Genomic DNA, 23,388 nt, shown 5'->3' on the forward strand with positions numbered 1-23,388 from the left:
GATGACCTTGGTCTATGCTGGGTTAGCCATTAGCCTTACAGGAGTACTGTCAACCGCGCTGATCGAGAACTTCCCCCATCAGATCTTTGGTATCTCATTCTTCGCGCTGCTCATCTGCCACCTTATTCTGAATCGATTTTGGATCCGCCACTCGCTTACGGGAAGATGGGATCTTCAGCGAGCGATCTTGATGATCGTCGATGTAGCCCTTGCAATACTATCGATCGCTCAGGTTGTGAATTGCGTCTTGCTCTCAAGCTTCTTTTGGAGCTTACTGCCTCAAGATGTCGCCTTCTTCTCGAGCAGCTTGCATATGTGCATCGGGACGTGGATCTTCGTGCTAGCAGCACTCCATCTTGGACTGAATGCCAATGCTCTGATCGGCAACAGGTTGCACTTCCATCGCACAGGAATGGGAAAGTTGCTCAGGACGAAAGGCAATGTTGCGTTGCTGGTCGTTTGGGTGGCACTGGCAGCAGTTGGCGCATATGGCGTCTTCGAATTCTTCCAGTTGGGCATGGGGCAGTATATGCTCATGCTCGATGGCGCTCGGGTCGAAAGCGGCATTGCCTTGATCGGTCGCTTCGCCCAATATCTCTGCGTAGGGATCGCCATCGCTGAGATAACGCACTGCGTATCCGTATCTCAGCAGAACCGAAAGCGAGGCTGTTCGACGGCGCAAGAAAAGTAAGACTAGACGTCTCTCGCGTTCTTCTTGAAGCTTTCGTCTAGCTTGCCAGCAGAATCTGCACCGCTTCGCCATTCTTCGCGCGAAGGCACGCATCCATCATGGAAGATCGCACCATCATCGAAGGCTTCTTCATGATGATGCATCGCATCGCAAAAAGGCTTGTTCATCGATTTACCGCAACGACACAACGCGTAACGATTTTGCGTTTCGTACACGAAACCGTCTTGTCCGACCAGCTCGACCCCGCCGCGAACGAAGAGCGGGCCCGAGCAATTCAGCCCGACATCCTCCAAGACGATGATGCTCGGTTCGTATTCAGGCTCATACACAACGCCCGTTTCTGCGTCTTCGACAACAAGCCTTCCTGAAGGACAATGCCATGCAGCATTGATCTGTTCCTGTTTCATCTCGCCATCGAAGGTGCCTGACATATTCCAGACCGACTTATTGTCATAATGGCAAAGGCGGACGAAAGCGCACCTGCCATCGTCATACATCTTCAGGCCGTTACCTTCATAGACTTGTGCGCGTTCGCGATAAGACGCACGGCTGGCCGTTTCGGGGCCTTCGAATTTCGGCGATTCGGTCATGTGGCGATAATCGCAAAACGGCATGGTCTTCGACCGACCGCATCTACAGAGCAGATAGTCCCCTTTTCCCGTTGGGATCTGCCGCATACGGCGATGCTCCAAGCACAGCTCATCCTCGCTCTTACCTACCGCATTCTGATAGAGCGGGATCCCGCCTTCGACCACATAAGCTCCGTCGGTTATGACGATCCTTTGTTTTGTCACGGTTTCCCTCTAGGAATCAAGCTTCTGGGTAAGGAGTTCGTTGATGACCTTCGGGTTGCCCTGGCCCTTCATCTCCTTCATGCATTGACCAACGAAGAAACCAAGGAGTCCCGTCTTGCCGCCCTTGTATTGTTCGACCTTATCGGGGAATGCCGCAAGCACCCCATCGACAACAGCCTCGATCGCACCAGTATCCGAAACCTGCTCCATGCCACGGTCGGCAACGATAGCCGCCGGGTCCTTGTCCTCTTCCAGGATAGCGGCGAAGACCTCTTTACCCTGCTTGGACGAGATCTTGTCCTGAGCGATCAGAGTGACCAACTCGAGCGCACGCGGGGGCGTGAGCGCGGTCTGTGCTAGATCGGTGATTTCGGGGTTCGTATTCAGATACGCTGCAACATCGTTGATGATCATATTCGCGAGCGGCTTGGCCACTTCACCTGCGCCTTGCAAGCGCATGCATTCCTCGAAGAAACGCGCAGTGGTGCGATGTTCGACCAAGTGACGTGCGTCATAAGCCGAAAGACCATAGTCTTCTTCGAAGCGCTTCGCCTTCTGATCGGGCAGTTCAGGCAGGCGCTGACGCACCTCTTCCACGAACTCGCGTGAGATGTCGAATGGCGCCATGTCGGGCTCAGGGAACAAGCGATAGTCGTCCGCTGTTTCCTTCACACGCATCACGATAGTGCGCTTCTTGGACGGGTCCCAATGGCGTGTTTCCTGATAGATGATGCCGCCTTCTTCGAGCACTTCCGCCTGACGGCAGATCTCATATGCCAGGCCATCGTGAAGGTTCTTGAAGGAATTCATGTTCTTCAGCTCGGTCTTCGTGCCCAGCTTCGTCTCGCCACGGCGACGCAAGCTCACGTTGCCATCGCAGCGCAGCGAACCTTCCTCCATCGAACAATCTGAAATACCGATAGCCAGATAGATCTGACGAAGCTTCTGCATGAACAGGCGTGCTTCTTCAGGGGTACGCAGCTCAGGCTCGGTGACCAACTCGATGAGCGGCGTGCCGCATCGATTGTAGTCGATGAGCGAATGGGTGGCACCTGCGATACGGCCTTCCCCACCGCCAACATGCACCATCTTGCCAGCGTCCTCTTCCATATGGATGCGTTCGATGCCAATATGCGCAACATAGCTGCCGTTTTCCTGTGCTTCCTTGAGATCCACGCGCTCTTTCGCAGCTGCACCGTCCACCTCAAGATCGAGGTGTCCACGCATGCAGAATGCCACGGGACCCTGCGTGATCTGGAAGTTCTTGGACATGTCGGGGTACATATAATTCTTACGATAGAACATCGAGTGCTGCTCGATATCGCAATTCGTTGCCAAGCCCGCCAGCACGATCGATTCGATAGCTGCGCGATTCGGCACGGGCAGTGCACCAGGCAGGCCCAGGCAAACAGGACACGTATGCGTATTAGGGTCTGCGCCGAATTCGAGCTTGCAGCCACAGAACATCTTGGTCTCGAGCGTGGTCAATTCCGCATGGACCTCCAAGCCGATGACCGCTTCCCAATCTTGGAGCACTTCTTCGAGCTTCTTCACGTTACTCACCAGCCTTTGCAGGATCGACCTGAGCGAATGCAGGAGCCACTGGAGCAGCACCGTAGCAACGCTCGAGCTCAGCAGCTACACGGAACATGTTCTCATCGCGGAACGCTGGGCTGATCAGCTGAGCACCGATCGGCAGCCCGCTCTCTGCACCCAAGCCTACGGGAACGCTCATACCGCCGTTGCCAGCGATATTGATGGAGATAGTGAACATATCCGAAAGATACATGCTGGTAGGATCATTGATCTCGCCGAACTTGAATGCCGTGCGGGGGCTGACCGGTGCCAAGATGCAATCGACCTTGTGATAGGCATAAGTGTAATCTTGCGTGATCAAGGTGCGCACCTGCTGTGCGGGATAGTAGTACTTGTCGTAAACGCCCGAAGAGAGCAGATAGCTTCCTAGCATGATGCGCCTACGCGCTTCCAGACCAAAGCCGCCAGCACGAGAGAGTTCATATTGCTCGGCCAGATCTTTGCATCCCTCGACGCAATAGCCATAACGTACCGAATCGAAACGCGCCAAGTTCGAGAAAGCCTCGCACGGACCGAGCACGTAATAGGCGCTCATAGCCGCCTGCGCGTTGGGAAGTTCCACCTCGATGATCTCTGCACCTGCATCCTTGAGCTTTTGTGCAGCTTCTTCGATGCGCTCTTTCACTTCAGCATCCAAGCCTTCAGCTTCCATGAACGAAGGCACGATGCCGATACGCATGCCTTCGACGCCATCGCCCAAGTTCGCCGTGAAATCAGTGTTGATCGATTGGCTCGTGCAATCCATACGGTCCTTACCGCCCGCCACGAGCGCATTGAGCGCCAATGCGGCATCTTCGACCGTGCGTGCAAACGGACCTACCTGGTCGAGCGAGCTGCCGAATGCCACCACGCCATAGCGTGAGACCACACCATAGGTCGGCTTCACGCCCACAACACCGCAGAAACTAGCTGGTTGGCGGATCGATCCGCCCGTATCAGAACCGAGCGTGACCGTTGCCAACCCAGCCGCGACCGCAGCCGCAGAACCGCCCGATGAACCACCTGGCACACGCTCAAGATCCCAGGGGTTGAGCGTAGGACCAAAATACGAGGTCTCAGTCGAGGATCCAAAGGCGAATTCGTCCATGTTCAGCTTGCCCAGCGGCAGCGCACCTGCCTGCAGCACACGCTCCACGCAGGTTGCCGTATAGGGCGAAACATAGTTTTCCAGCATATGCGACGAACAGGTAGTATGCGTGCCCTCCATGTTCATGTTGTCCTTGAAGGCTACCGGCACACCTGCCAACGGGCCGAGCTCGTCGAAGGTTCCGGCCGCCAGCGCAGCATCGACTGCCTTGGCCGCCTCAAGGGCCGCTTCAGGCGTGAATTCAAGGTAAGAATGGAGCTGTTCATCTGCTCTCGCAATATGATCGATGCTTGCCTGCGCCACTTCAGCAGCGCTGAAATCGCCCTGCTTCAAGCCGTTTTGGATCTCGGGGGCACTCAGGGAAGTGAAGTTCATGCTATTCACCCCCACCGAGGATCGCAGGGATCAAGAAGCTGCCATCTTCTTGCTTGGGCGCATTCTCGAGCGCCACTTCTTGCGTGAAGCTGGCGCGTTCGTTGTCGGAGCGCACCACGTTCACCATGCCACCGATGGGATGGAACGTAGGCTCGACTCCTTCCAAGTCGTATTCAGTGATAGGTTTCAGGCTATCGATGATGTTGTTCAGATCAACCGTCATCGCAGCGACCTCTTCATCGGTCATACCGATGCGCACGTACGCAGCTATATTGCGTACGTCCTTTTCCGTAACGTGTTCTGTCATGGGCGATCCTTTGCATGACGAGCGCTTCGCTCGAGTCTCAAATTCGTTCGATCACAACTTGCATTAGCGCTTTCAATGATAGCAAATGATGCTTTCGCGCCGATGCGTGTGAAGCGTCAGTGAACATATTTCATGAGAGCACGGAGAAATTGTAGAGACACGCGATGATCATACGGAACAAAATGGTCTCACCTGCACTTTGTTCAAAATGACCGTCCCAAGTCGAAGGCAATCCATTAGAATAGTGGATGAGCTTAGCGCTTTTGCCTATCCATTCGCTAAGCTACCTTGCAGTTGAGAGGGGCTAGACATGATGAGATTCACCAACATTCTCGTACCCTATGATGGGTCCGTTCATGCCGATCGCGCACTCGATGTTGCTGGCGATTTTTTGCGCAGCAATCCCGAAGCGCGTGTCAATGTGATCAATATCACCTACGTTGCGCTCGATGCGACCGACTTCAATCCTGATCCACCAAGCGAAGACGAACAGTACAACCTGCTTGGTTTCGAACAGTATGAAGCGGCCTTCAGTGCCGAGCAGAAAGCTGCACACCATAAGATGTGCCAGGCAGCGAAAGATATCTTGCCCGATATCGATCCTAGTCGCGTCATCTGCGACACCATCATCCGCCCTTCGGCTGTTGAAGGCATCGAGGACTATGCGAAGCGCAACAAGTGCGACCTCATCATCATGGGTCGTCGTGGCTTGGGTGGCTTGCGCCAGTTCGTTGGTAGCGTGACCAAGGAAGTCCTCCACAAGGTCGATCTTCCCGTCATGACCGTCAAATAGCTCTGACCACATACCGCAGCATCATAAAGAAAAGCCCCGATTCGCTCGGGGCTTTTTCATGCTGATATTCAGTCGCGAAGTGGAATGATCGCCTAGCTGCAGGCAACTTAGTTATAGGTGATCTCAGTCTCGCCAGCAAGCGGTGTGGTGCGGACCACAAGATCCCCTTCAGCATTCGGCGCAGTAGTGACTTTATAAGATATCGAGGCCTTAGCTCCCATAGCAAGATGAATCCACGCATGCCAAAGGTCGTTGCCTTGATAAGTTGTTTCATTCACCTTATCGTCGCCTCCTGCAGTAATCGCAAAGGGGTGATCAACGTACTCGGAAGGCGTGACGAACAGACCCTCCGTAGAAACATCGGATATTTTGCCGTCAGTTGGGGCTAACAGATAGACAAGAAACTGCATGCTGCCATTGGTGTGACCGTTGGTCACATAATTCGGAAGCGTTGCAACTTCAGCTTCGGTAAGCCCGTCATAGAATTCAACGCGCACATCATACGTAGTGGACCCGTCAGCGTTCTTCTTACCTGCGCTCACGTCAATATCGGAAGTAAGGTAATAGTACATCTTTCCGCCATAGCAGGCAGACATATAGATACCCGTTTCAGGGACGGTCGGGTCGCTCGAGACCGTACCAGCAAGACCGAAGTCTTCGAGCATAGCCTCTTCTTGAGCGTTAGCCATATAGATCGCGATACGACCCTCTTCGAAAGAATTCTTCAGCACATTGACAAGCTTAGCGATGTTCACCTTGCCGATATTGCCGAACACTGAATCCGCAGCTGTCGCAGCTACGAGCGCGAAGATCATATCTTGGTCGGAACCCTGAGGGTACTTCTTATACACTCCATTGAGCAGGAAGTTCGAGGTGTTCGATCCATCAAGCACATCTCCGCCTGGCGTAGTCACGCTCGATCCAGTGAGCGCCATCATGCGCTCCAACACCACGGTATCCATGGCAATAACGCCATCCACTTTGCCGTGCCCATTGGCCTCCCAGATCTGAGACTCGATCTGACCTACTCGCTTGAAATCGATGATCTGCGTAACGTCGCGAGAGTCGACCGAAGTCTCCCAGCGGAACAAGTTGATATCTTCTTGAGTAGCAGCTGAAACGGACTCTGCCAAACGCGGGTTTTGATCAGCTCCCACGAAATCGCCCAGACTGATCTTGCCATTATTGAGCGTCATCACACCAAACGAGCCCGCAAAGCCTACCGAAGAGCGCATCTCCGCACTAGAGCAAGCGATGATCAAATAGTTTCGCGCGCCATCAGCGCCGAGCATCTCAGGCAGCGTATCCTTCAATTCAGTAGCATAATCAGCCACTGGACCAAGCGCCGACATGATGTCCTTCACCTGCGCGATGGGCTGTTTCAGCTGATCGATAGTGGGCTCTGGAGCAGCGTTGAGCTGGGTCGCATATTCAGAGAGAACGGGGCCAGAGTCCGAGACAACGGTGAGCAGATCCTCGATCACCTGCACGTTGATCGAGCCATCAGAGCCCATAAGACCAGCCAGGCCATTGGATGGGAATACATCCATGGCTGGTACGAGCACATCGCTGGTAAGCACATAAGCAGAATCAGAAACGATGCGTACCGTGTTGATATCGCTGCCGACGAAGGGAATGAGCGTAGCAGCAGCCCATAATGGGCTTGAGGTATTATCATGCAGCTTCGAAGCAGTCTTGGCCATCTGCTCGCTCGTGGTCTTGGCTGAGGCCATATCACCGCTCACGACTTGGCTCTTCAACTGGCTTGCCTGGCTTACCAGAGCCTGAGCATCATCCTTTGCATCCATTGCGCTCGTTGCGAATGCCGCACCAGAGATACCGAATACCACGACCAACACCAACACCACTGCGATGATGATCTTCGGACGCTTATTGTTGCGCTTCTTCTTACGGCGCAGACGAGCAACTTCTTCTTGCCTGTTGGCATAAGGAACTGGGCCGTCATTCTGATCGAATTTGCTATAGGGATTGGCGGGAAATTCTCGCGCGGGTCTCTGGAAGAAAGGGTTTGGCTCTTCAGGAGCGGGAACCCGTCCGTGCTTGCCGCGAGGGCCAGTGTTTGAGGATCTTGCCACGCAGTTTCTCCTTGGCATATCGTGAATACGATGCACAGCTCACGCTGTTACAGTATTCCAATGATACCAATTCACGCTGGCATGAGGAAAAACCTGCATGAAATTATAAAAATGAACGGTGCAGCCAAGCGCCTGATTGGTGGACGCGATCACGGCTCGACGCGCTCGGCCACAGGCTCCTTTTGGATGAGCGGCGCAACAGCGCGGGTGATGGCGTCAGAGACCGCGGTGGATTTCGAACCATCTTTGATCATGAGCGAGATGGTGCCATACAAACCATGGTCGCCAACCTTGCTGAAGGTGACCGTTGGATCCTTCGTTACCTTATTCACCGATTTCGCTGCCTCGAGCGCAGTCTTGGCAATCTGATCAGCCAAATCGTCAAGATTCTTCAGGTCTTTCTTCACCACGATAGGCACTGATACATGGCGCAATGAAGGCAGGTGCGTGACCGCATTGCTTGCCATGACCGAATTCGGGATGATGACCGTTTGGTTGTTCGTATTATGAATGGTGGTATAGCTCCAGTTGATGTCTTTGACCACACCCTGATTCCCCGATACGCTTACGTTATCGCCTGGTTTGACAACATGAGTGACGGTTATCTGCAAGCCGCCGAAGAGATTCGACAAGGTATTCTGAAAACCGAGCGAGATGGCGATGCCGCCAACGCCCAGAGCAGCGATGACCGCGTTCATGTTCACATCGAAGCACACATCGGCTATGAAGCAAACTCCCAAGCCCCACACCACGATGCGCACGATGTTCACCACGATCGATGCTTGCGAAAGCGAGGTATCTTCGATCGAGAGCAAACGCTGCAGCGTCTTCACCAATAAATGGCTGATGAGTGCCAAGATCGCTACGATGATCGCAGCGATGATGATGCGCCCGATCACATTCGAGTCCGTGATCTGAGTGACAAGATCAGAAAGGCTCTTCATCACATCCATAGGGGTTCCTTTCAGCCATTTGCGCTGCCACCATTCGACCTATGCATCGCATAGCAGCTGCCCTGAAGCAACTCGACCGAAGTTGCTCTAGTTCATAGTCTAACGGTATCATGAGAGATCGTGAGCTTTGTTATGAAGCTATTACCTGAAACGAACCGGCAGGCGGGGATAATGGATCTGAATAACATCGATTTCAAAGGTTCATATGGCACTTCCGAGCAGATTCCCGCATCTAAACTGCCTGAAGTTTCGTTCGTGGGGCGCTCCAATGTTGGGAAATCATCACTCATCAACAAGCTACTGAATCGCAAGCAGCTTGCTCGCGTGTCCCAGGTTCCTGGTAAGACAAGCACCATCAACTTCTTCGGCAACAATGATATCGACTTGGTCGATCTGCCTGGCTATGGCTATGCGAAAGTATCGAAATCAGAACTTGGCCGCTGGTCAGAGATGATAAATGGATATTTCGACCAATACCGTTTCTATGCGTTAGTGGTATCGCTCATCGACATTCGCCACCCCGCCTCCAAGCTTGATGAACAGATGATCGAATTCTTGAAAGCGTGCGAATTGCCCTTCGTTGTTGCCCTGACCAAGGCAGATAAGGTGAGCAAGAACCAGGCGAACAAGCAGATAGCGGCACTGCGCAAACAGCTTGACCTCGGGCCCGATGTTCCGATGATCTTGACCTCCTCTGAAAAGGGTACGGGCATGGACGAGCTGCGCAAGACCATCTTGGCCGCATGCCGCTAGCTTTCTCCCGTCAACAGAAGCAATGCTATTTCAGGTATGCTGTAACCCTCATTCGATTTCGAGAAACGAGACCTTGTGCTGAAAGTGACCCTCTATAGCGACGGAGCCGCACGTGGAAACCCTGGCCCTGGCGGCTATGGCGCAGTGCTCACCTTCGTTGATGGTGCTGGTGCGCTCCACACCAAAGAGCTTTCCCAAGGTTATGAATGCACCACGAATAACCGTATGGAATTGCTCGGGGTCATCCGCGGGCTTGAAGCACTGAAAACACCCTGTGAAGTGGATGTTTATTCTGATTCGAAATATGTGGTCGATGCCTTCAACCAACACTGGGTAGAAGGCTGGCTGAAACGCGGCTGGAAGAATTCCAAGAAAGAACCCGTTAAGAACAAGGATCTGTGGCTGCAGCTGCTCGAGCTAATGAAGACGCACACCGTCACCTTCCACTGGGTGAAAGGCCATGCAGGACATCCCGAAAACGAACGCTGCGACGAACTAGCGACCACCGCCGCCGATGGCGAAGCCTTGATCGCAGACGAAGGCTTCGAAGCCTAACGCCTTAATATTTGCTTGCGCAAGCAGCGAGGATGCATAGGCGGGGTCGTAGATTCATTCTGAACACTAACTTAAAAAGACAGAAGGAACCCGCAAGGGTTCCTTCGTGTAAAAATGCATGAGGCAGTGCAGCGCATGAGCCCGAAGGGCGAACAGCGAAACGGGTGAATCCGAGGCCCTGCCCATCAGCCTCGCTACTTTCGAAGCAGCCTTACAGCCAAGACATCCTAGGGATCTACTTCACGCGACGGACGAGGTAGGCACCTTCGAGATCTGCCATCTTGGCCAGTACATCGTCTGCCAATTCTTCCTTCACGTTGATGAGCGCATAGCCATGCTCATCGCGCGTCTGGTTCGCGAAGTCGAAGGTCGCACCCGCTTCTTCCAGGATCGCCGTAACCTGACCGATCGCTAGATCCGCAGAGTTGTACAGCACAGCAATGCGATGCTCACCTTCAGGACACACGCCCAAAGAGCATGCTGGGTAATTCACGGAGTTCACGATGTTGCCGTTATCGATATAATCCATCAGCTCGAGCACGGCCATCTTCGCGCAATTGTCTTCCGCCTCTTCGGTAGAAGCACCCAGATGCGGCAGTACGATGGCATTGGGCATCTGCATGACCTCAGGCGTTGCGAAGTCGGTCACATACACACCAACCTTGCCCGAAGCAAGCGCATCGGTCATCGCAGCCGGATCGACCAGCGTATCACGCGAGAAATTCAAGAACACCACGCCATCCTTCATCAGCGCGCAGGCATCCTTGTTGATCATACCGATAGTGCCCTGAACAGCAGGAACATGGATGGTGATGTAATCGCAGGTGCGATAGATATCCTCAACCGCGGTGGTGAACTCGACCGCAGGCTGAAGCCTCCAAGCTGCAGTGGGCGAAAGGAACGGATCATAACCGAGCACATCCATGCCCAGACCGAGCGCCGCATTGGCAACCTCAGCACCGATCGCGCCCAGACCGATAACGCCCAGCTTCTTGCCCATGATCTCTTGGCCTGCGAATTCTTTCTTCGCACTTTCAGCATCCTTGGCAATATTGGGGTCTTCAGCGTTGTCACGGCACCACTCGATACCGCACACGATACCGCGGCTACCCAGCAACATGCCGCATAGCACCAGCTCCTTCACCGCGTTCGCGTTCGCGCCAGGCGTGTTGAACACCACGATGCCTTCTTCAGCACAACGCTCGAGCGGAATATTGTTCACGCCAGCACCTGCGCGCGCGATGGCCAGCAGGTTATCCGAGAACTCCATATCATGCATAGCTGCGCTGCGCACCAGGATCCCCTGAGCTTCATCGGCCGCATCGGTAAGCGCATAATCGCTCGTGAGCAGATCGGTTCCGTAAGCAGAGATATTGTTCAAGCAGTGGATGTAGTTCATGTTGAGCCTTTCAAGTTCCGTATCGTTCATTCGCATTCCGCGAAGCAATTACCCGTTGAAGTTCGTAGCGCCCTGAGCGTTCTGCGGCTCTGGACCCGAAGCATCCTTGCCCATCTCGAAGGGCAGTCCCTTCTTCTCCATAGCACGATATTCTGCGGTTGCCGTGAAGATAACGTCGGAAGACGAATTGACTGCGGTCTCCATCGAGTCTTGCACCACACCGATGATGAAGCCGATGGCAACCATCTGCATAGCCACATCGTTTCCGATGCCGAACAGCGAACATGCAAGCGGGATGAGCAAGAGCGATCCGCCCGCAACGCCCGAAGCGCCGCAAGCCGCCACTGCCGAGAGCACGCTGAGCAAGAAAGCCATGACCGGATCGACCGACAGACCGAGCGATGCCGCAGCGCACATGGTCATGACCGTGATGGTCACCGCGGCGCCCGCCATATTGATGGTCGCACCAAGCGGGATCGAGACCGAATAGTTATCCTTCTCAAGACCCAAACGGCGGCACAGTTCCATGTTCACTGGAATGTTCGCCGCAGAGCTACGCGTGAAGAATGCGGTAATGCCAGAATCCTTCAAGCAGCGAAGCACCAAGCGATACGGGTTCTTGCGCGTTGCGATGAAGACGATGAGCGGGTTGGTGACCAGAGCGATGAACAACATGCAACCCACGAGCACCAGAATAAGATGGCCGTAAGAGATGAAGATGTCAGCGCCGTTCTCGGAAACTGCCACATAGACCAGACCCAAAATGCCGAAAGGTGCGAAGCTGATGATCCAGCCAACCACCTTCGAGATAGCATCGGATACCGCCGTGAACACATCCTTCACGTTCTGACTTGCTGCACGAAGAGCAATGCCCAGTACGATGCCCCACGCAAGGATACCCAGATAGTTCGCGTTCATCACCGCGCCAACGGGGTTCGACACCACATTCATGATGAGCGTAGTGAGCACTTCGCCAAGCCCTTCAGGCGATGCCTGATCGAGCACTGGTTCCACTGCTGGAACCACCGTAGGGAACAAATAGCTGGCGCATACTGCCACCAGCGCCGCGACCAGCGTACTGACCACGTAGAGGATAACGACCGTCCCCATGGACCCAGCACTACGCGCATTCGCAAGAGCACTGATGACCAAGAAGAAGACGAGGATGGGCGCGACCGCCTTCAACGCCGCAACGAACACATCACCCAGAAGCGCGATGACCTCGTTGCCTGCTGGCACCAAAAAGCCCAAGATCGCACCGATGATCAGGCCGACCAGGATGCGCTTGACCAAACTGATGCTGTTCCATTTCTTCAAAACGTTCATACGAACAAGCCTTTCATAATTCCAAACAGGGAAAGTTTAGCGCAAGAGCGCACGAAAGCCGCCATGTTTACGTCTGAGGAAAGCTAAATATAGTTAGCGGTGCACCTTCGACCAGAAAACCAAGCCGAAAAGAGCGAAATGGGCGCACAAGCCGCTTCTAACCAGAACGCTAGATGCTCCACTCGAGCAAACGGCTTAAGAATCGCTTGAGCTCTGCTGTTTGCGGCTGATCGAAGATGCGCGCCGCATCGCCGTGTTCCAATAAGCGACCATCATAGAGGAACGCGACCTTGTCACACGCATGGCGCGCGAAACCCATCTCGTGCGTAACGATGATGAAACGTGTGCCCTCATCCTTCAGATCGCGCACAACATCGAGCACTTCGGTGGTGAATTCAGGGTCGAGTGCGCTCGTAGGTTCATCAAGAAGGAGCAAACGCGGACGCACCGCCAAGGCTCGCGCAATAGCCACGCGCTGCTTCTGCCCACCTGAAAGTTGTGCAGGGCGCTTCTTGAGCGAATCTGCTAGACCAAGCCGTTCGAGCAATTCGAGCGATCGGCTCTGTGCTTCATCTTCCGAAAGGTGATGGACCGTCCGCAACGGAAGCGCCACATTTTCGAGCGCATCCAGATGATGGAACAAACCGCCATCTTGGAATACGAAACCGAGCGTGGTGCGATAGTTGCGCAACGCTGCTTCATCGAATTCGATCGGATCGCCATCGATCTCCATGCTTCCTGAAGTGGGAGCGAGCAAGCCTCCAATGATGCGCAGCAAGGTCGACTTACCTCCGCCCGAAGGACCGATGATCGCAAGCGAAGCGACCTCTTCATCGAACGAGATGTCGTGAAGGACCTCAACGCCATCGAATGACCTGCAGAGATGCTCGAGCTTAACGCGCATAATCGAGCTTCTTCTCGAAATGACGGCTGATCGCCATGATGGGTAACGTGAGCACTAAGTACAGCGCGCCAAGCAGCAAGAACCCGCCGAAGAAGTTATAGTTCGTTGCCGTGATCTCGCGCATCGTTTGCGTAAGCTCGATCACTGCGATGACCGAGAGCAGCGACGAATCTTTGATGATGGATGCCACCTGCCCTGTCAGAGCTGGCAGTGTGCGCGCCACCAGCTGCGGGGCGACCACATACCGCATCGTTTGCCAACGCGTGAATCCTACTGCCCGCGCCGCTTCAAGCTGTGTTGGATCGAGCGACATCAAGCTGCCGCGCACGATCTCTGCAATGTAGGCACCCGAGAAGAATGACAGGATGAGGATGCCTGCGAACACCCGATTGTCCACGCCCCACGCAGTGCCGATGATGTAATAGAAGAAGTAGACCTGAACGATCAACGGTGTTCCACGGATGATCTTCACATACAGGTCGCACAGATAGCGCAGCGGCAAGAAGCGAGCACCTTGACCGAGCGCCACCAAGATACCGATGATCAGGCTTGCAACGAGCGAGGCTGCTGAAATGCCGACGGTCATACAGAAGCCATCCCAGATGCGGGTGCGATATTGCGCAACGAAGTCGAAATTCACCGAGATGCCCGCAAGGCCGAGCGAGACCCATACGAGCGCTATTACCGCCACGCATACGAGCAGGTAATTCAGCGCTGTCTTGCCTGGTCGCACGCTTCCTGGATCTGTAGCGAACAGGAAGTTGCCCAGCGGGCGCTTGCGCACCTGCGGAGAACTTCCTGTCTTTTGTTCGCTCATGCTAAAACTCGCTCTTCTTGCATCGATCGCTCATTTTGACCACTTGTATCGACCACTCGTATCGATCGCTTGCGTTAACTTGCGGTGATCATTCAGCACGGTGCAAGACTCATCGAGCGCTCGCACCGCACTATCACATTCAATACTACTCGAATTTAATCCTCGAAATCGAAGAACCACTTGAATCCGTATTGGTCGAATGCCTTCTTCTCTTCAGCAAGATACTTCTCGGTCAGGCGGTCGAATTCGCCATCTTCTTTCGACTTCGCGATGAATTCATTGAGCTGATCGAGCAGTTCCGTATCGCCCTTCTTCACTGCGATGCCCCACTCCTCTGCATCCTGGAAGGGAATGAACACGGCCTCAGTGGTATCGGGGTTCGCCTGATGATTGCGATAGATGGTCAGCTGGTCATACAGGAAGCCATCAGCTTTGCCCTGAACCACCTCGGTCACGCATGCGCTCTCGTCAGCAAGACGCACGATCTGAGCATTGGTCAGATTCTTCGTAGCGTATACATCGCCAGTCGAGCCCGTCTTCACCGCAACCTTCTTGCCTGGCTGATTCAGGTCATCGATCGAAGCGATGCCTGAATTCGCGTTCGCCAAGATCGCAAGTTGCGCCATCGCATATGCGTCAGAGAAATCAACCGATTCCTGGCGCTCAGGCGTGATGGTCATCGAGCTGATGACCAGGTCGGCCTTGTCTGACTGGAGCGAAGGAATAAGGCCGTCCCATGCGGTATTCTCGATCTGCACGTCATAGCCGTAAGCCTCGCCGAAGTCGCGGATGAAATCGACCGCCAACCCTTCGGGATCGCCGACATCATCCTTCGTCTCGAACGGCGGATAGGCCAGCTCCATGGCCACTTTCAGCGTCTTGTTAGAATCGCTCGATGCTTTCTTGTCATCCGATGAGCATGCGCTCAATCCGCACAGAAGGATCATCGAACAGGCAATGACCGCTCCGAACAAAAGCGCACGCAGGCCCTTTGCTTTGATCTTAGCTATGGTTGTCATCTTGGTCTCCTTGCTCTAGCCGTTCTTCTACATTGGTCTGGATCGTTTCCATAGTGCGATAGGTCGCCTTCAGATCGTTCGCATCGATATTGTGCGAGATCACGGTGATCAGCTCGGTCGAGATTCGTTCGACCGCAGGTTGCAGCGCCCTGCCTTGCGCGGTCAAAGTCACTTCCCTGATGCGCCGATCGCTGGGGTTTTCGCTCTTCTCAACATATCCAGCCGCGATGAGCTTGCGCACGAGCGCAGTCACCGTTGAGGGGTCGCGCCCGATCGCTTCAGCGATCTGAGCCATCGACATGCTCTTGTGCGTGAAGAGCTGAATGAGGATATCACCATGCGAAGAGACGATATCGGTAAGGCCTTCTTGCGCCATCAACTCCACGAGCAACCGCGTCATGTCGCGATGCGTGCGCGCCACCACGCTAAGGATATCGCCGAATGAAGCGTTGCCCATCACGCATCGCCGCCCTTGCTCACCACCGCATCGGAGGGGCACACATGATAGCAGTTGCCACATTCATCACAACGCTCACCGCGAATGCGATAGGGCGTACCTGGTTCGATGGCCTTATGCGTGCACGCATCCAAGCACGCACCGCATTCGATGCAGTCTTCAGTGATGGTGAGCCCTGGCTGCACGAAGCCTGCCCCGCCCCATGCAAAACGCTCGCGCAAGATCTTGTGATCGCGATGCACCATATTGAAGTCGTAGTCATAAAGCTCGCCCCAAGCGCGCTCGAGCACGAGCACGCGCGTTTCGGGATACTTGTTGATATCGTAGATGGCCACATTGAACTGCGGGTTAACAGCTGACTTTGCCTGCACCTCGTCCGCATCGAGCAAGCGCACATCACCCGAGACGCGCACCATGAACCCAGGCTGGAAATGAGGCATATTGTCGTCGTCCCATTCGCAAGGTGCGCTGGTCTTCTCGCCGCACACGCTCAACTTGCCGCCTTCGACCAGCTGGCGAAAGAACGGCTTCACCTCCATGGTACGCAAGTAGAGACCTTCTTCGTCGCACGCGAAGAAGTGCGCGATGCGCGAATCCACGCCACCCTTTCCGTCCAAAGTAGCAAAACTGCAGCATCCGATCTGTTCGAACAGATCATAGACCTGAGCTATCGAGAGCATAGGCGATCCTTCCCTTACCTAGTTTGCTTGCACGGCTTTTGCTTGCACAGCTCGCGCACGATGCCGACGCGCGATCGCTTGAGCGTATTGCGCCATCAGATCGAGGTGGAACAACTCCGTACAGTCTTCCGAAACATTCGACACGCTGTTCGCATCGATGATGAAGTTGCCCTGCTGCGCCTCGATCACGTCGAAGCTGCCGAACTGAATACCGAGGATATCAGCCGCTTTGATCACCTCATCGACCACCTCTTGCGGGCATTCGGGGTAAAGCTCGTACGTTGAGCCTTCATGGTAAGAAGAAAGACCGTTTGCAGCCACCGAGCGCTTCACCACGAGCACGATAGCACCATCCACCACTTCGATGCGTGTAAGGAATCCACCTTTAGCTACCAGGTAGTTCTCCACGATGAACTCGAGCGCAGGGGCATTGTTGAGGAACTCAGCTGCTTCTTCGACCGAGTGGAGCACCGCCGTATGAGTGGTGCGTCCGCCACAATTCGGCTTGATAATGCAAGGATAGGGCCACGCATCGAACACATGTGACGAAAGAAGCGCTTCAGGGGTTCCGCTCGCGATGATAGCGGGTACCGAAAGCCCTGCTTCACCGAGCGTTTCAGTTGCTAGACGCTTGTCAATCTCAAAAGCATGCGCTCGACCAGGATTGATGAGCTCGATCCCCTGTTCGTCCACCAGTGCGATGAGCGCATCCATCGCCGCATGTGACCGATCATGGCCGCGGAACGCAGCGCTCGCAAACACGCGGCTGATCAGCAGATCGCACTTTGCCGCCTGCTGCAACGCGTCTGGTTCTTCCATATCGATCATACGAACTTCTTCGGGGTCTAACAGCGCGCGAAGCTCGTCGCCAAGCTTCCAATCAGACCATTCGTTCGATTCGTACAAGATTCCGATCACGCCGCCCCCTTCCATGAAGATCGCTCATCACATTACTTTGACATCAAAGTAATGTCAAGGATAGGCAGCTCATAAGATATTTTGCGACAAGATCGCGGCAGCCTATAGAAAATAAAAAACCAGGCCAGCCAAAAATAATGACTGACCTGGTGGTTTCCAACTGGTGCGGGCGAAAGGACTTGAACCTTCACGAGCCGGAGCTCACTAGCACCTGAAGCTAGCGCGTCTGCCAATTCCGCCACGCCCGCGTGAGTGGGTGCTGTTCAGCATACCCCACAAACCACCCCATCGCAACCGAAAATTCCTGAAACGACCCGTCATTTCTGTGAAAAACGCCGCTCGTTTCGCGAATTCAGTCCTCACAAGGTTTTCTATATGACGATTGCATAGATTTAAGCCGCTTTACGCTCGAATTATGGCAATATATCGATAGTTCTATGTTGAAACGCACCCGTAATCTGATAGGAGAACCTCCATGGGACTTTTCTCGAAACTTGAGCGCCGCGTCGAAGACAGCTTCGAAGGCATGAACGACAAGCTCTTTGATGCCCCCATCTCTCCTGTTCAGATCACGAAGAAAGCCGAAAAGCAGATGCGCCGCGAAAAGATGGTCGGCGCCGGCAAGGAATATGCCCCTACGCTCTACACCGTGCTCGTGAATCCCGATGATGATCGTCGCCTCTTCGGCATGTACCCTACGCTCGCAGGCGAAACTGAAACCTATCTACGAGCCAAGGCAAACGAAGAAGGCTGGGTCATGGACGGCGCCCCTTTGGTGCGCTTCATGGTCGATGACAATCTGCGTCACGGCAAGTTCGACGTTATCGCAGAGTTGGTGTCCGCCCCCATCGTGGCTCAATTGCGCAATGAGGAGCTCGAGCGCTACGGTCTTGCCCAGCAATCTGCTTACCGCGGTGCTGGTCAGGTGCAGCCTGGTTATCATCCTCAGCCGCAGCAGCCCGTTGGCGGATATGCAAGCTCTGGCATCGATGTTCCCGTTTCTGGTGCTGCGGGAGGCGCTGGCATGGCCGCTGCCCACGGTGCTCACCAGGCGGCTTCTGTTGCCGAGCCCATCCCTATCCCGAATACGGTCATGTTCGATCAGGAACCACAAGCAGAAGCACAGCCCGCTGCTGCTTATTTAGTGAACGTCACTACCGACCGCTCCTTCCCCTTGAGCAATTCCCGCGTGCTCATCGGCCGCGCCACTAACTGCGACATCGTCTTGGACGACCTGAACGCGAGCCGCACTCACGCTGAGATCTTCCGCGAATCGCCCACGGTCTGGGGCCTGGCCGATCTTGGCTCCACCAATGGCACGCTGGTGAACGGCAAGCATATCGCTTCGGTCTTGCTCAACGATGGCGACCGCATCACGGTCGGCACTACCACCTTCGTCTTCACGTTCCAGTAAGCCTCCTAGGGACGCTGCCGTTGTTCTCCATTGATCGATCAGCGCTCAGACGCCCGTTGTTCGTAAGTTAGGTGCTCCTGTGATAGACATTGTCCTATTAATCGGTCGACTCCTGTTCGTAGTCCTGCTCTACTTATTCCTCTTCGCCATCATGAAGACTGGTATTGGTCTGGTGAAAGGCCAGCGCAAGAAGGAGAAGACCTGGTCCGTGGCAGTAGAGAAAGGCCCGAAAGAACTACGCGGAGCTGCTATCGATGTTCATGGCCCTGTTGTGGTAGGCCGAAGCCCTGGCGCCGATATCGTCATCGGGGCCGAATACGTTTCCTCGCGCCACGCGCGTTTCGTGCTCATGGGTCAGAATCTCTTCATCGAGGACATGGGGTCGCTCAACGGAACCGCCGTCAATGGCATGCATATATCCGAGCCAACAGCACTCAAGAACGGTGATCGCGTAATGGTAGGCGATGTGACCATAAGGGTAAGGTACGCTTAAATGACCACTAAGAACGAAACCGAAGCGACAAGCCTAGATTCCTCTTTTGGCAGTCGCACCGATGTAGGCTATGTCCGTGACCACAACGAAGATAGCCTGGTGGTTGCCCCTCCCCTCTTCGCCGTAGCAGACGGCATGGGTGGTCATGAAGCTGGCGAAGTGGCTTCCGAGATAACCGTGAATACCCTTGCAGAACTAGCGCCCGACCATCTGGATGCTGAAGGACTTACTGCCGCGGTCGAAGCTGCGAACTATAACGTGATGAAGGCCCCACGCCAAGGCATCGGACGCGATGGCATGGGCACCACGCTCACCGCTGCTATGCTCGAAGGAGAGCGCCTGCTCATCGCTCAAGTGGGCGATTCACGCGCTTACCTGCTCCATGGTGGCAACCTCCAGCAGATCACCCGCGATCATTCCTTGATGGCAGACCTCATCGAGGCGGGCCAGATAACCCCTGAAGAAGCGAAGGTCCATCCTAATCGCTCGGTCATCACGCGCGCCATCGGATCGGACATCCACATGCGTCCCGATATCTACGAACTGAATGTTTCGGCGGGTGACCGTCTGCTCTTATGTTCTGATGGTCTGAGCACCATGGTCTCCGACCACGCGATCCAGGCTATCATGCGCCGCCAAGAAGACCCGCAAATGTGCGCCGATGAACTAGTGAACGCTGCGCTCGAGAATGGTGGCGTGGACAACGCTACCGTGATCGTGGTCGATGTGGCGGGGTTCAGCGCTGCACGTGAAGAGAAGAAGGCCCGCAAGAACCGTGCCATGTACATCGGTCTGGCCGTCGCACTGATCGCGATCCTCTTCGCTGCAGGATTCGGCGGGTGTTCCTATATCAATAATTCCGCTTACCTTATCGAAGAGAACGGTACCATCAGCGTCTATCGCGGCGTTCCTGATGAATTCATGGGCATGAAGCTCTCTAGTCTTGAGCGCACCACCGATCTTGAAGTGGACAAGCTGCCTCCTGGGGTGGCCAATCGCATCAAGGAAGGCATGAGCGTTGCAAGCCTTGACGAAGCTAACAGCCTGATCAACGACTACCAGCTTGAGATCGCGCGCACGGATGCTGAAGCAGCTCGCGCTGCAGCAGCGAACGCTGGGAACGAGAGCGCCTCTACGAATTCGAACGCCACCCCTGGCCACAGCGCCGACGGAGGTGACGCCCACTAATGACGCGTCGCAATATCGAACTTGCGCTGCTGTGCATCGCCGCACCGCTCGCCATCTTGCTCTTCGCCATGATCGCCCTGAACCAGGGTGAAGAGCTTGGTTGGGCAAGTTTGGGTGTGCCGGTCGGCATCTTCGCGTCATTCATCGTTGCTCATCTGGCCATTCGCAAGTTCGCGCCAGGCGCAGATCCAGCGATCCTACCCATCAGCTTCGCGCTTTCCAGTATCGGCATCGCATTCGTTACGCGCTTAGCCCCCGACCTGGCTATCAGGCAGGTAGGCTGGCTCTTCTTGGGTATCGTGTTCATGGTGTTGGTCATCGTGTTCATGCGCAACATGGATCGTACGGCCAACTATAAATATACCTTGATGATCATCGGTCTTATCCTACTGCTCTCGCCGCTCTTGCCTGGCATCGGCCGCGAGATCTACGGCAGTAAGATCTGGCTTTCCATCGGCGGCTTCTCATTTCAACCTGGCGAGATCGCGAAGATATTCATCGTCTTGTTCTTGGCAGCCTACCTGGCCCAGAACCGCGAGATGCTCTCGGTGTTCACCCACAAGATCGGTCCCTTCAAGTTCCCCGACCTGCCCACTATCCTGCCGCTTCTTATCATGTGGCTCATCTCCATGGCCATCGTCGTGTTCGAAAAGGACTTGGGCTCAGCGCTCATCGTCTACTTCGTCTTCTTGACCATGCTCTATGTAGCTTCTGGCAAGAAGTTCTACCTGATAGTAGGCTTGGTCACCATCGCTATTGGCGCAGTGATCCTGTTCTTGTTCTTCAGCCACGTGCAGGTACGCGTGGACACCTGGCTCGACCCCTTCGCCGATCCTACCGACACAGGGTATCAGCTGGTCCAATCCATCTTCTCCATGGCTGATGGCGGTCTGTTCGGTGTTGGCATTGGCAGCGGCCTTGCCGACAACATCCCCATCGTCGAATCCGACTTCATCTTCGCGGCCATCGCCGAAGAGACTGGTCTTCTGGGCGCTGCGGGCGTGCTGCTGCTCTATCTGTGCTTCGCGATCCGTGGCCTGGTCACAGCGGCGCGCGCGAAGTCGGATGTAAGTTCGTTCATTGCAGTTGGCCTAACCGCCACTATCGTGTTGCAGGCCTTCATCATCGTTGGCGGCGTTACGCGCCTCATCCCGCTCACGGGTCTTACGTTGCCCTTCGTGAGCCAAGGTGGCTCTTCCCTGCTGGCAAGCTTCATTGCTGTGGGCTTCCTGCTGAAATGCGGCGACCAGTCCACTGGTCTGAACTCCGAGATAGCCCAGGGCACGGGCGGGATCCCCTCTGAGGGTGTGCTCGGCCGCGTTTCGCTTGGCAAGCGCATCACCAACACCATGATCGCTTTCTCGGTCATGTTCGCGCTGCTGGTGGCCAACCTCACCATGATCATGGTAGTGCAGGCCGATGAATACAAGAACATGCCCATCAACAACCATACCTTGGTGAAAGAATCGAAGACCGAACGTGGCACCATCTCTACCTACGACAATGTGGTGCTCGCTCAGAGCATCGAGCAACCCGATGGCACCTACAAACGCGTTTACCCCGCTGGCACGCTTGCTGCTCATATCGTTGGCTATGCTTCTGAGAAATACGGCACGGCTGGCATCGAATCGAGCTACAACGACACCCTGAAAGGCGAGCGCAATTATGCATCTTGGACCGATGTACTGAACGCCACCACGGGCAACAATGCGGCGGGCAACGATGTGAAGCTCACCATCAATTCAACGATCCAAAAGGCCGCACAAGAAGCACTCGAGGGCTTTTCGGGCGCGTGCGTGGTGATCGACCCGAAGACTGGAGCCGTACTGGCGCTGGCTTCTTCGCCCACCTATAACGCAGGCGACATCGAAGAGCTGCTGCAGAACAGCTCGAATGCAGCGGATTCTTCAGCGCTCTACAACCGCGCCACCCAGGCGCTCTACCCGCCAGGATCCACCTTCAAGATCGTCACTTTGACAGGCGCTCTCGAGAACAACGTGGCTACCGAATCGAGCGTTTTCTCAGCACCCAGCTCCATCGAGATCGGCAACGGTGATATCACCAACTTCCACGATCGCAGCTATGGCGAGATCACCCTAGCGCGCGCTACCGAGCTTTCCGCGAACACGGTGTATGCCCAGGTCGGTGAACGTATGGGTTCGAAGATGCTCGTTGAGGCGGCGCACGATTTCGGCTTCAACCAAGACGTTAAATTCGACCTTCCGCTCGTTGAATCGCTCATGCCCAACCCCGATGAGATGACCACCTGGGAAACCGCTTGGGCTGCTGCTGGCGAACCGGTCGGTGAACACGAAAGCCCCGCTGGTCCGCAAACCTCAGTGCTCGAGATGGCCATGGTCGGTTGCGCCATCACCAATAATGGCGTGATCCAGAAGCCTTACCTGGTGGATAGCATCTATAACGCTGAAGGCAAGTGCAGCTTCACCGCTCAACCCTCCACACTCATGACGGCAACGAATTCCGCGATCGCTAATCGCGTCAAGACCATCCTCGAAGGTGTGGTCGCATCGGGTACGGGCACTGCAGCCGCCGTCCCTGGTGTCACCATCGCAGGCAAGACTGGTACCGCAGAAACAGGCAAGGCGATCGACGACAGCTGGTTCGTGGGCATGGGCCCCTCGAATAATTGCAACGTAGTGGTGGCTATCGTGCTGGAGGAAGGCGCCGATCTTCCTGGCGGTGCCGCATCGCGTGCCCGTGGCGTGCTCCAAGCTGCCCTTCAAGTACAAGGTGTCATCAAATGATCACTAAA

Annotated in this window: 22 protein-coding genes and 1 tRNA gene; 8 read left to right on the top strand and 15 right to left on the bottom strand. The window is 55.0% G+C overall.

The window, feature by feature from the left end:
• The first annotated feature begins 1 nt into the window (after window position 1).
• A complete protein-coding gene (locus NFR25_RS02125; protein ID WP_251197612.1) occupies window positions 2-691 on the top strand; it encodes a hypothetical protein in 690 nt (229 codons plus the stop codon).
• A gap of 2 nt (window positions 692-693) precedes the next feature.
• Here NFR25_RS02125 and NFR25_RS02130 read toward each other — a convergent pair whose 3' ends face one another.
• From NFR25_RS02130 to gatC, 4 genes are read right to left on the bottom strand one after another with little or no spacing between them, the layout of a single operon-like run.
• Window positions 694-1,485, bottom strand: coding sequence for a CDGSH iron-sulfur domain-containing protein (locus NFR25_RS02130; RefSeq protein ID WP_251197613.1), 792 nt, complete (start codon window positions 1,483-1,485; stop codon window positions 694-696).
• Window positions 1,486-1,494: 9 nt separating this feature from the next.
• Window positions 1,495-3,039 carry an Asp-tRNA(Asn)/Glu-tRNA(Gln) amidotransferase subunit GatB gene (gene gatB / locus NFR25_RS02135; protein ID WP_251197614.1) on the bottom strand — a complete coding sequence of 515 codons (1,545 nt, stop codon included), beginning with the start codon at window positions 3,037-3,039 and terminating at the stop codon, window positions 1,495-1,497.
• Between the two features lies 1 nt (window position 3,040).
• Window positions 3,041-4,543: an Asp-tRNA(Asn)/Glu-tRNA(Gln) amidotransferase subunit GatA gene (gene gatA, locus NFR25_RS02140; protein ID WP_251197615.1), complete on the bottom strand. Its 1,503-nt coding sequence runs from the start codon at window positions 4,541-4,543 to the stop codon at window positions 3,041-3,043.
• Between the two features lies 1 nt (window position 4,544).
• Entirely contained in the window at window positions 4,545-4,850 is a 306-nt protein-coding gene (gene gatC / locus NFR25_RS02145; RefSeq protein WP_251197616.1) for an Asp-tRNA(Asn)/Glu-tRNA(Gln) amidotransferase subunit GatC, read from the bottom strand.
• Between the two features lie 310 nt (window positions 4,851-5,160).
• On the opposite strand from gatC, the gene NFR25_RS02150 reads away from it, so the two are divergent.
• The gene (locus tag NFR25_RS02150; RefSeq protein WP_251197617.1) at window positions 5,161-5,643 is read left to right on the top strand and encodes a universal stress protein; all 483 of its coding nucleotides are present in this window, start codon (window positions 5,161-5,163) and stop codon (window positions 5,641-5,643) included.
• A gap of 107 nt (window positions 5,644-5,750) precedes the next feature.
• Here the strand turns inward: NFR25_RS02150 and NFR25_RS02155 are convergent, their stop codons facing one another.
• Together NFR25_RS02155 and NFR25_RS02160 are read right to left on the bottom strand one after the other, a co-directional pair.
• Window positions 5,751-7,739, bottom strand: a complete 1,989-nt coding sequence (locus NFR25_RS02155; RefSeq protein WP_251197618.1) for a DUF4012 domain-containing protein — start codon at window positions 7,737-7,739, stop codon at window positions 5,751-5,753.
• A gap of 149 nt (window positions 7,740-7,888) precedes the next feature.
• The gene (locus NFR25_RS02160) at window positions 7,889-8,692 is read right to left on the bottom strand and encodes a mechanosensitive ion channel family protein (protein WP_251197619.1); all 804 of its coding nucleotides are present in this window, start codon (window positions 8,690-8,692) and stop codon (window positions 7,889-7,891) included.
• A 171-nt stretch (window positions 8,693-8,863) separates the two neighbouring features.
• On the opposite strand from NFR25_RS02160, the gene yihA reads away from it, so the two are divergent.
• Window positions 8,864-9,445, top strand: a complete 582-nt coding sequence (yihA, locus tag NFR25_RS02165) for a ribosome biogenesis GTP-binding protein YihA/YsxC (protein WP_251197620.1) — start codon at window positions 8,864-8,866, stop codon at window positions 9,443-9,445.
• A gap of 78 nt (window positions 9,446-9,523) precedes the next feature.
• Window positions 9,524-10,000, top strand: coding sequence for a ribonuclease HI (gene rnhA, locus NFR25_RS02170; protein WP_251197800.1), 477 nt, complete (start codon window positions 9,524-9,526; stop codon window positions 9,998-10,000).
• Between the two features lie 235 nt (window positions 10,001-10,235).
• Here rnhA and NFR25_RS02175 read toward each other — a convergent pair whose 3' ends face one another.
• The 9 genes from NFR25_RS02175 to NFR25_RS02215 form a co-directional block, all read right to left on the bottom strand.
• Complete coding sequence (locus NFR25_RS02175; RefSeq protein ID WP_251197621.1) at window positions 10,236-11,429, bottom strand: 3-phosphoglycerate dehydrogenase family protein; 1,194 nt, start codon at window positions 11,427-11,429, stop codon at window positions 10,236-10,238.
• An 18-nt stretch (window positions 11,430-11,447) separates the two neighbouring features.
• Entirely contained in the window at window positions 11,448-12,725 is a 1,278-nt protein-coding gene (sstT, locus tag NFR25_RS02180) for a serine/threonine transporter SstT (RefSeq protein WP_251197622.1), read from the bottom strand.
• Window positions 12,726-12,894: 169 nt separating this feature from the next.
• Window positions 12,895-13,629 (bottom strand): amino acid ABC transporter ATP-binding protein, encoded by a 735-nt coding sequence (locus NFR25_RS02185; protein ID WP_251197623.1) that lies wholly within the window; start codon window positions 13,627-13,629, stop codon window positions 12,895-12,897.
• Window positions 13,619-14,446, bottom strand: a complete 828-nt coding sequence (locus NFR25_RS02190) for an amino acid ABC transporter permease (RefSeq protein ID WP_251197624.1) — start codon at window positions 14,444-14,446, stop codon at window positions 13,619-13,621. The genes NFR25_RS02185 and NFR25_RS02190 overlap by 11 nt, the downstream gene beginning before the upstream one ends.
• 155 nt (window positions 14,447-14,601) lie before the next feature.
• The gene (locus NFR25_RS02195) at window positions 14,602-15,465 is read right to left on the bottom strand and encodes a transporter substrate-binding domain-containing protein (RefSeq protein ID WP_251197625.1); all 864 of its coding nucleotides are present in this window, start codon (window positions 15,463-15,465) and stop codon (window positions 14,602-14,604) included.
• Window positions 15,449-15,922 (bottom strand): MarR family winged helix-turn-helix transcriptional regulator, encoded by a 474-nt coding sequence (locus NFR25_RS02200; protein ID WP_251197626.1) that lies wholly within the window; start codon window positions 15,920-15,922, stop codon window positions 15,449-15,451. The genes NFR25_RS02195 and NFR25_RS02200 overlap by 17 nt, the downstream gene beginning before the upstream one ends.
• Entirely contained in the window at window positions 15,922-16,602 is a 681-nt protein-coding gene (locus NFR25_RS02205) for a 4Fe-4S binding protein (protein WP_251197627.1), read from the bottom strand. Before NFR25_RS02205 ends, NFR25_RS02200 begins: the two co-directional genes overlap by 1 nt.
• Before the next feature lie 18 nt (window positions 16,603-16,620).
• Window positions 16,621-17,520, bottom strand: coding sequence for an ATP-grasp domain-containing protein (locus NFR25_RS02210; protein WP_251197628.1), 900 nt, complete (start codon window positions 17,518-17,520; stop codon window positions 16,621-16,623).
• Between the two features lie 161 nt (window positions 17,521-17,681).
• Window positions 17,682-17,768, bottom strand: a tRNA-Leu gene (locus NFR25_RS02215).
• A 227-nt stretch (window positions 17,769-17,995) separates the two neighbouring features.
• On the opposite strand from NFR25_RS02215, the gene NFR25_RS02220 reads away from it, so the two are divergent.
• The 4 genes from NFR25_RS02220 to NFR25_RS02235 all read left to right on the top strand — a co-directional run bounded on the left by NFR25_RS02220 (window position 17,996) and on the right by NFR25_RS02235 (window position 23,380).
• Complete coding sequence (locus NFR25_RS02220) at window positions 17,996-18,934, top strand: FhaA domain-containing protein (RefSeq protein WP_251197629.1); 939 nt, start codon at window positions 17,996-17,998, stop codon at window positions 18,932-18,934.
• 79 nt (window positions 18,935-19,013) lie between these two features.
• Complete coding sequence (locus NFR25_RS02225) at window positions 19,014-19,427, top strand: FHA domain-containing protein (RefSeq protein WP_251197630.1); 414 nt, start codon at window positions 19,014-19,016, stop codon at window positions 19,425-19,427.
• The gene (locus NFR25_RS02230; protein ID WP_251197631.1) at window positions 19,428-20,615 is read left to right on the top strand and encodes a Stp1/IreP family PP2C-type Ser/Thr phosphatase; all 1,188 of its coding nucleotides are present in this window, start codon (window positions 19,428-19,430) and stop codon (window positions 20,613-20,615) included.
• Entirely contained in the window at window positions 20,615-23,380 is a 2,766-nt protein-coding gene (locus tag NFR25_RS02235; RefSeq protein WP_251197632.1) for an FtsW/RodA/SpoVE family cell cycle protein, read from the top strand. Before NFR25_RS02230 ends, NFR25_RS02235 begins: the two co-directional genes overlap by 1 nt.
• Window positions 23,381-23,388 lie beyond the last annotated feature (8 nt).

Origin of the sequence: Anaerotardibacter muris (assembly GCF_943192915.1) — a bacterium.
In the GTDB taxonomy this organism is placed as follows: domain Bacteria; phylum Actinomycetota; class Coriobacteriia; order Coriobacteriales; family Eggerthellaceae; genus Anaerotardibacter; species Anaerotardibacter muris.

Coding starts and splice junctions, on each gene's coding strand:
- NFR25_RS02230 (WP_251197631.1), top strand. CDS start 19,428: ATGACCACTAAGAACGAAACCGAAGCGACAAGCCTAGATTCCTCTTTT.
- gatC (WP_251197616.1), bottom strand. CDS start 4,850: ATGACAGAACACGTTACGGAAAAGGACGTACGCAATATAGCTGCGTAC.
- NFR25_RS02175 (WP_251197621.1), bottom strand. CDS start 11,429: ATGAACGATACGGAACTTGAAAGGCTCAACATGAACTACATCCACTGC.
- gatA (WP_251197615.1), bottom strand. CDS start 4,543: ATGAACTTCACTTCCCTGAGTGCCCCCGAGATCCAAAACGGCTTGAAG.
- NFR25_RS02200 (WP_251197626.1), bottom strand. CDS start 15,922: ATGGGCAACGCTTCATTCGGCGATATCCTTAGCGTGGTGGCGCGCACG.
- NFR25_RS02125 (WP_251197612.1), top strand. CDS start 2: ATGACCTTGGTCTATGCTGGGTTAGCCATTAGCCTTACAGGAGTACTG.
- NFR25_RS02185 (WP_251197623.1), bottom strand. CDS start 13,629: ATGCGCGTTAAGCTCGAGCATCTCTGCAGGTCATTCGATGGCGTTGAG.
- NFR25_RS02160 (WP_251197619.1), bottom strand. CDS start 8,692: ATGGATGTGATGAAGAGCCTTTCTGATCTTGTCACTCAGATCACGGAC.
- sstT (WP_251197622.1), bottom strand. CDS start 12,725: ATGAACGTTTTGAAGAAATGGAACAGCATCAGTTTGGTCAAGCGCATC.
- NFR25_RS02150 (WP_251197617.1), top strand. CDS start 5,161: ATGATGAGATTCACCAACATTCTCGTACCCTATGATGGGTCCGTTCAT.
- NFR25_RS02205 (WP_251197627.1), bottom strand. CDS start 16,602: ATGCTCTCGATAGCTCAGGTCTATGATCTGTTCGAACAGATCGGATGC.
- NFR25_RS02220 (WP_251197629.1), top strand. CDS start 17,996: ATGGGACTTTTCTCGAAACTTGAGCGCCGCGTCGAAGACAGCTTCGAA.
- yihA (WP_251197620.1), top strand. CDS start 8,864: ATGGATCTGAATAACATCGATTTCAAAGGTTCATATGGCACTTCCGAG.
- NFR25_RS02235 (WP_251197632.1), top strand. CDS start 20,615: ATGACGCGTCGCAATATCGAACTTGCGCTGCTGTGCATCGCCGCACCG.
- NFR25_RS02190 (WP_251197624.1), bottom strand. CDS start 14,446: ATGAGCGAACAAAAGACAGGAAGTTCTCCGCAGGTGCGCAAGCGCCCG.
- NFR25_RS02195 (WP_251197625.1), bottom strand. CDS start 15,465: ATGACAACCATAGCTAAGATCAAAGCAAAGGGCCTGCGTGCGCTTTTG.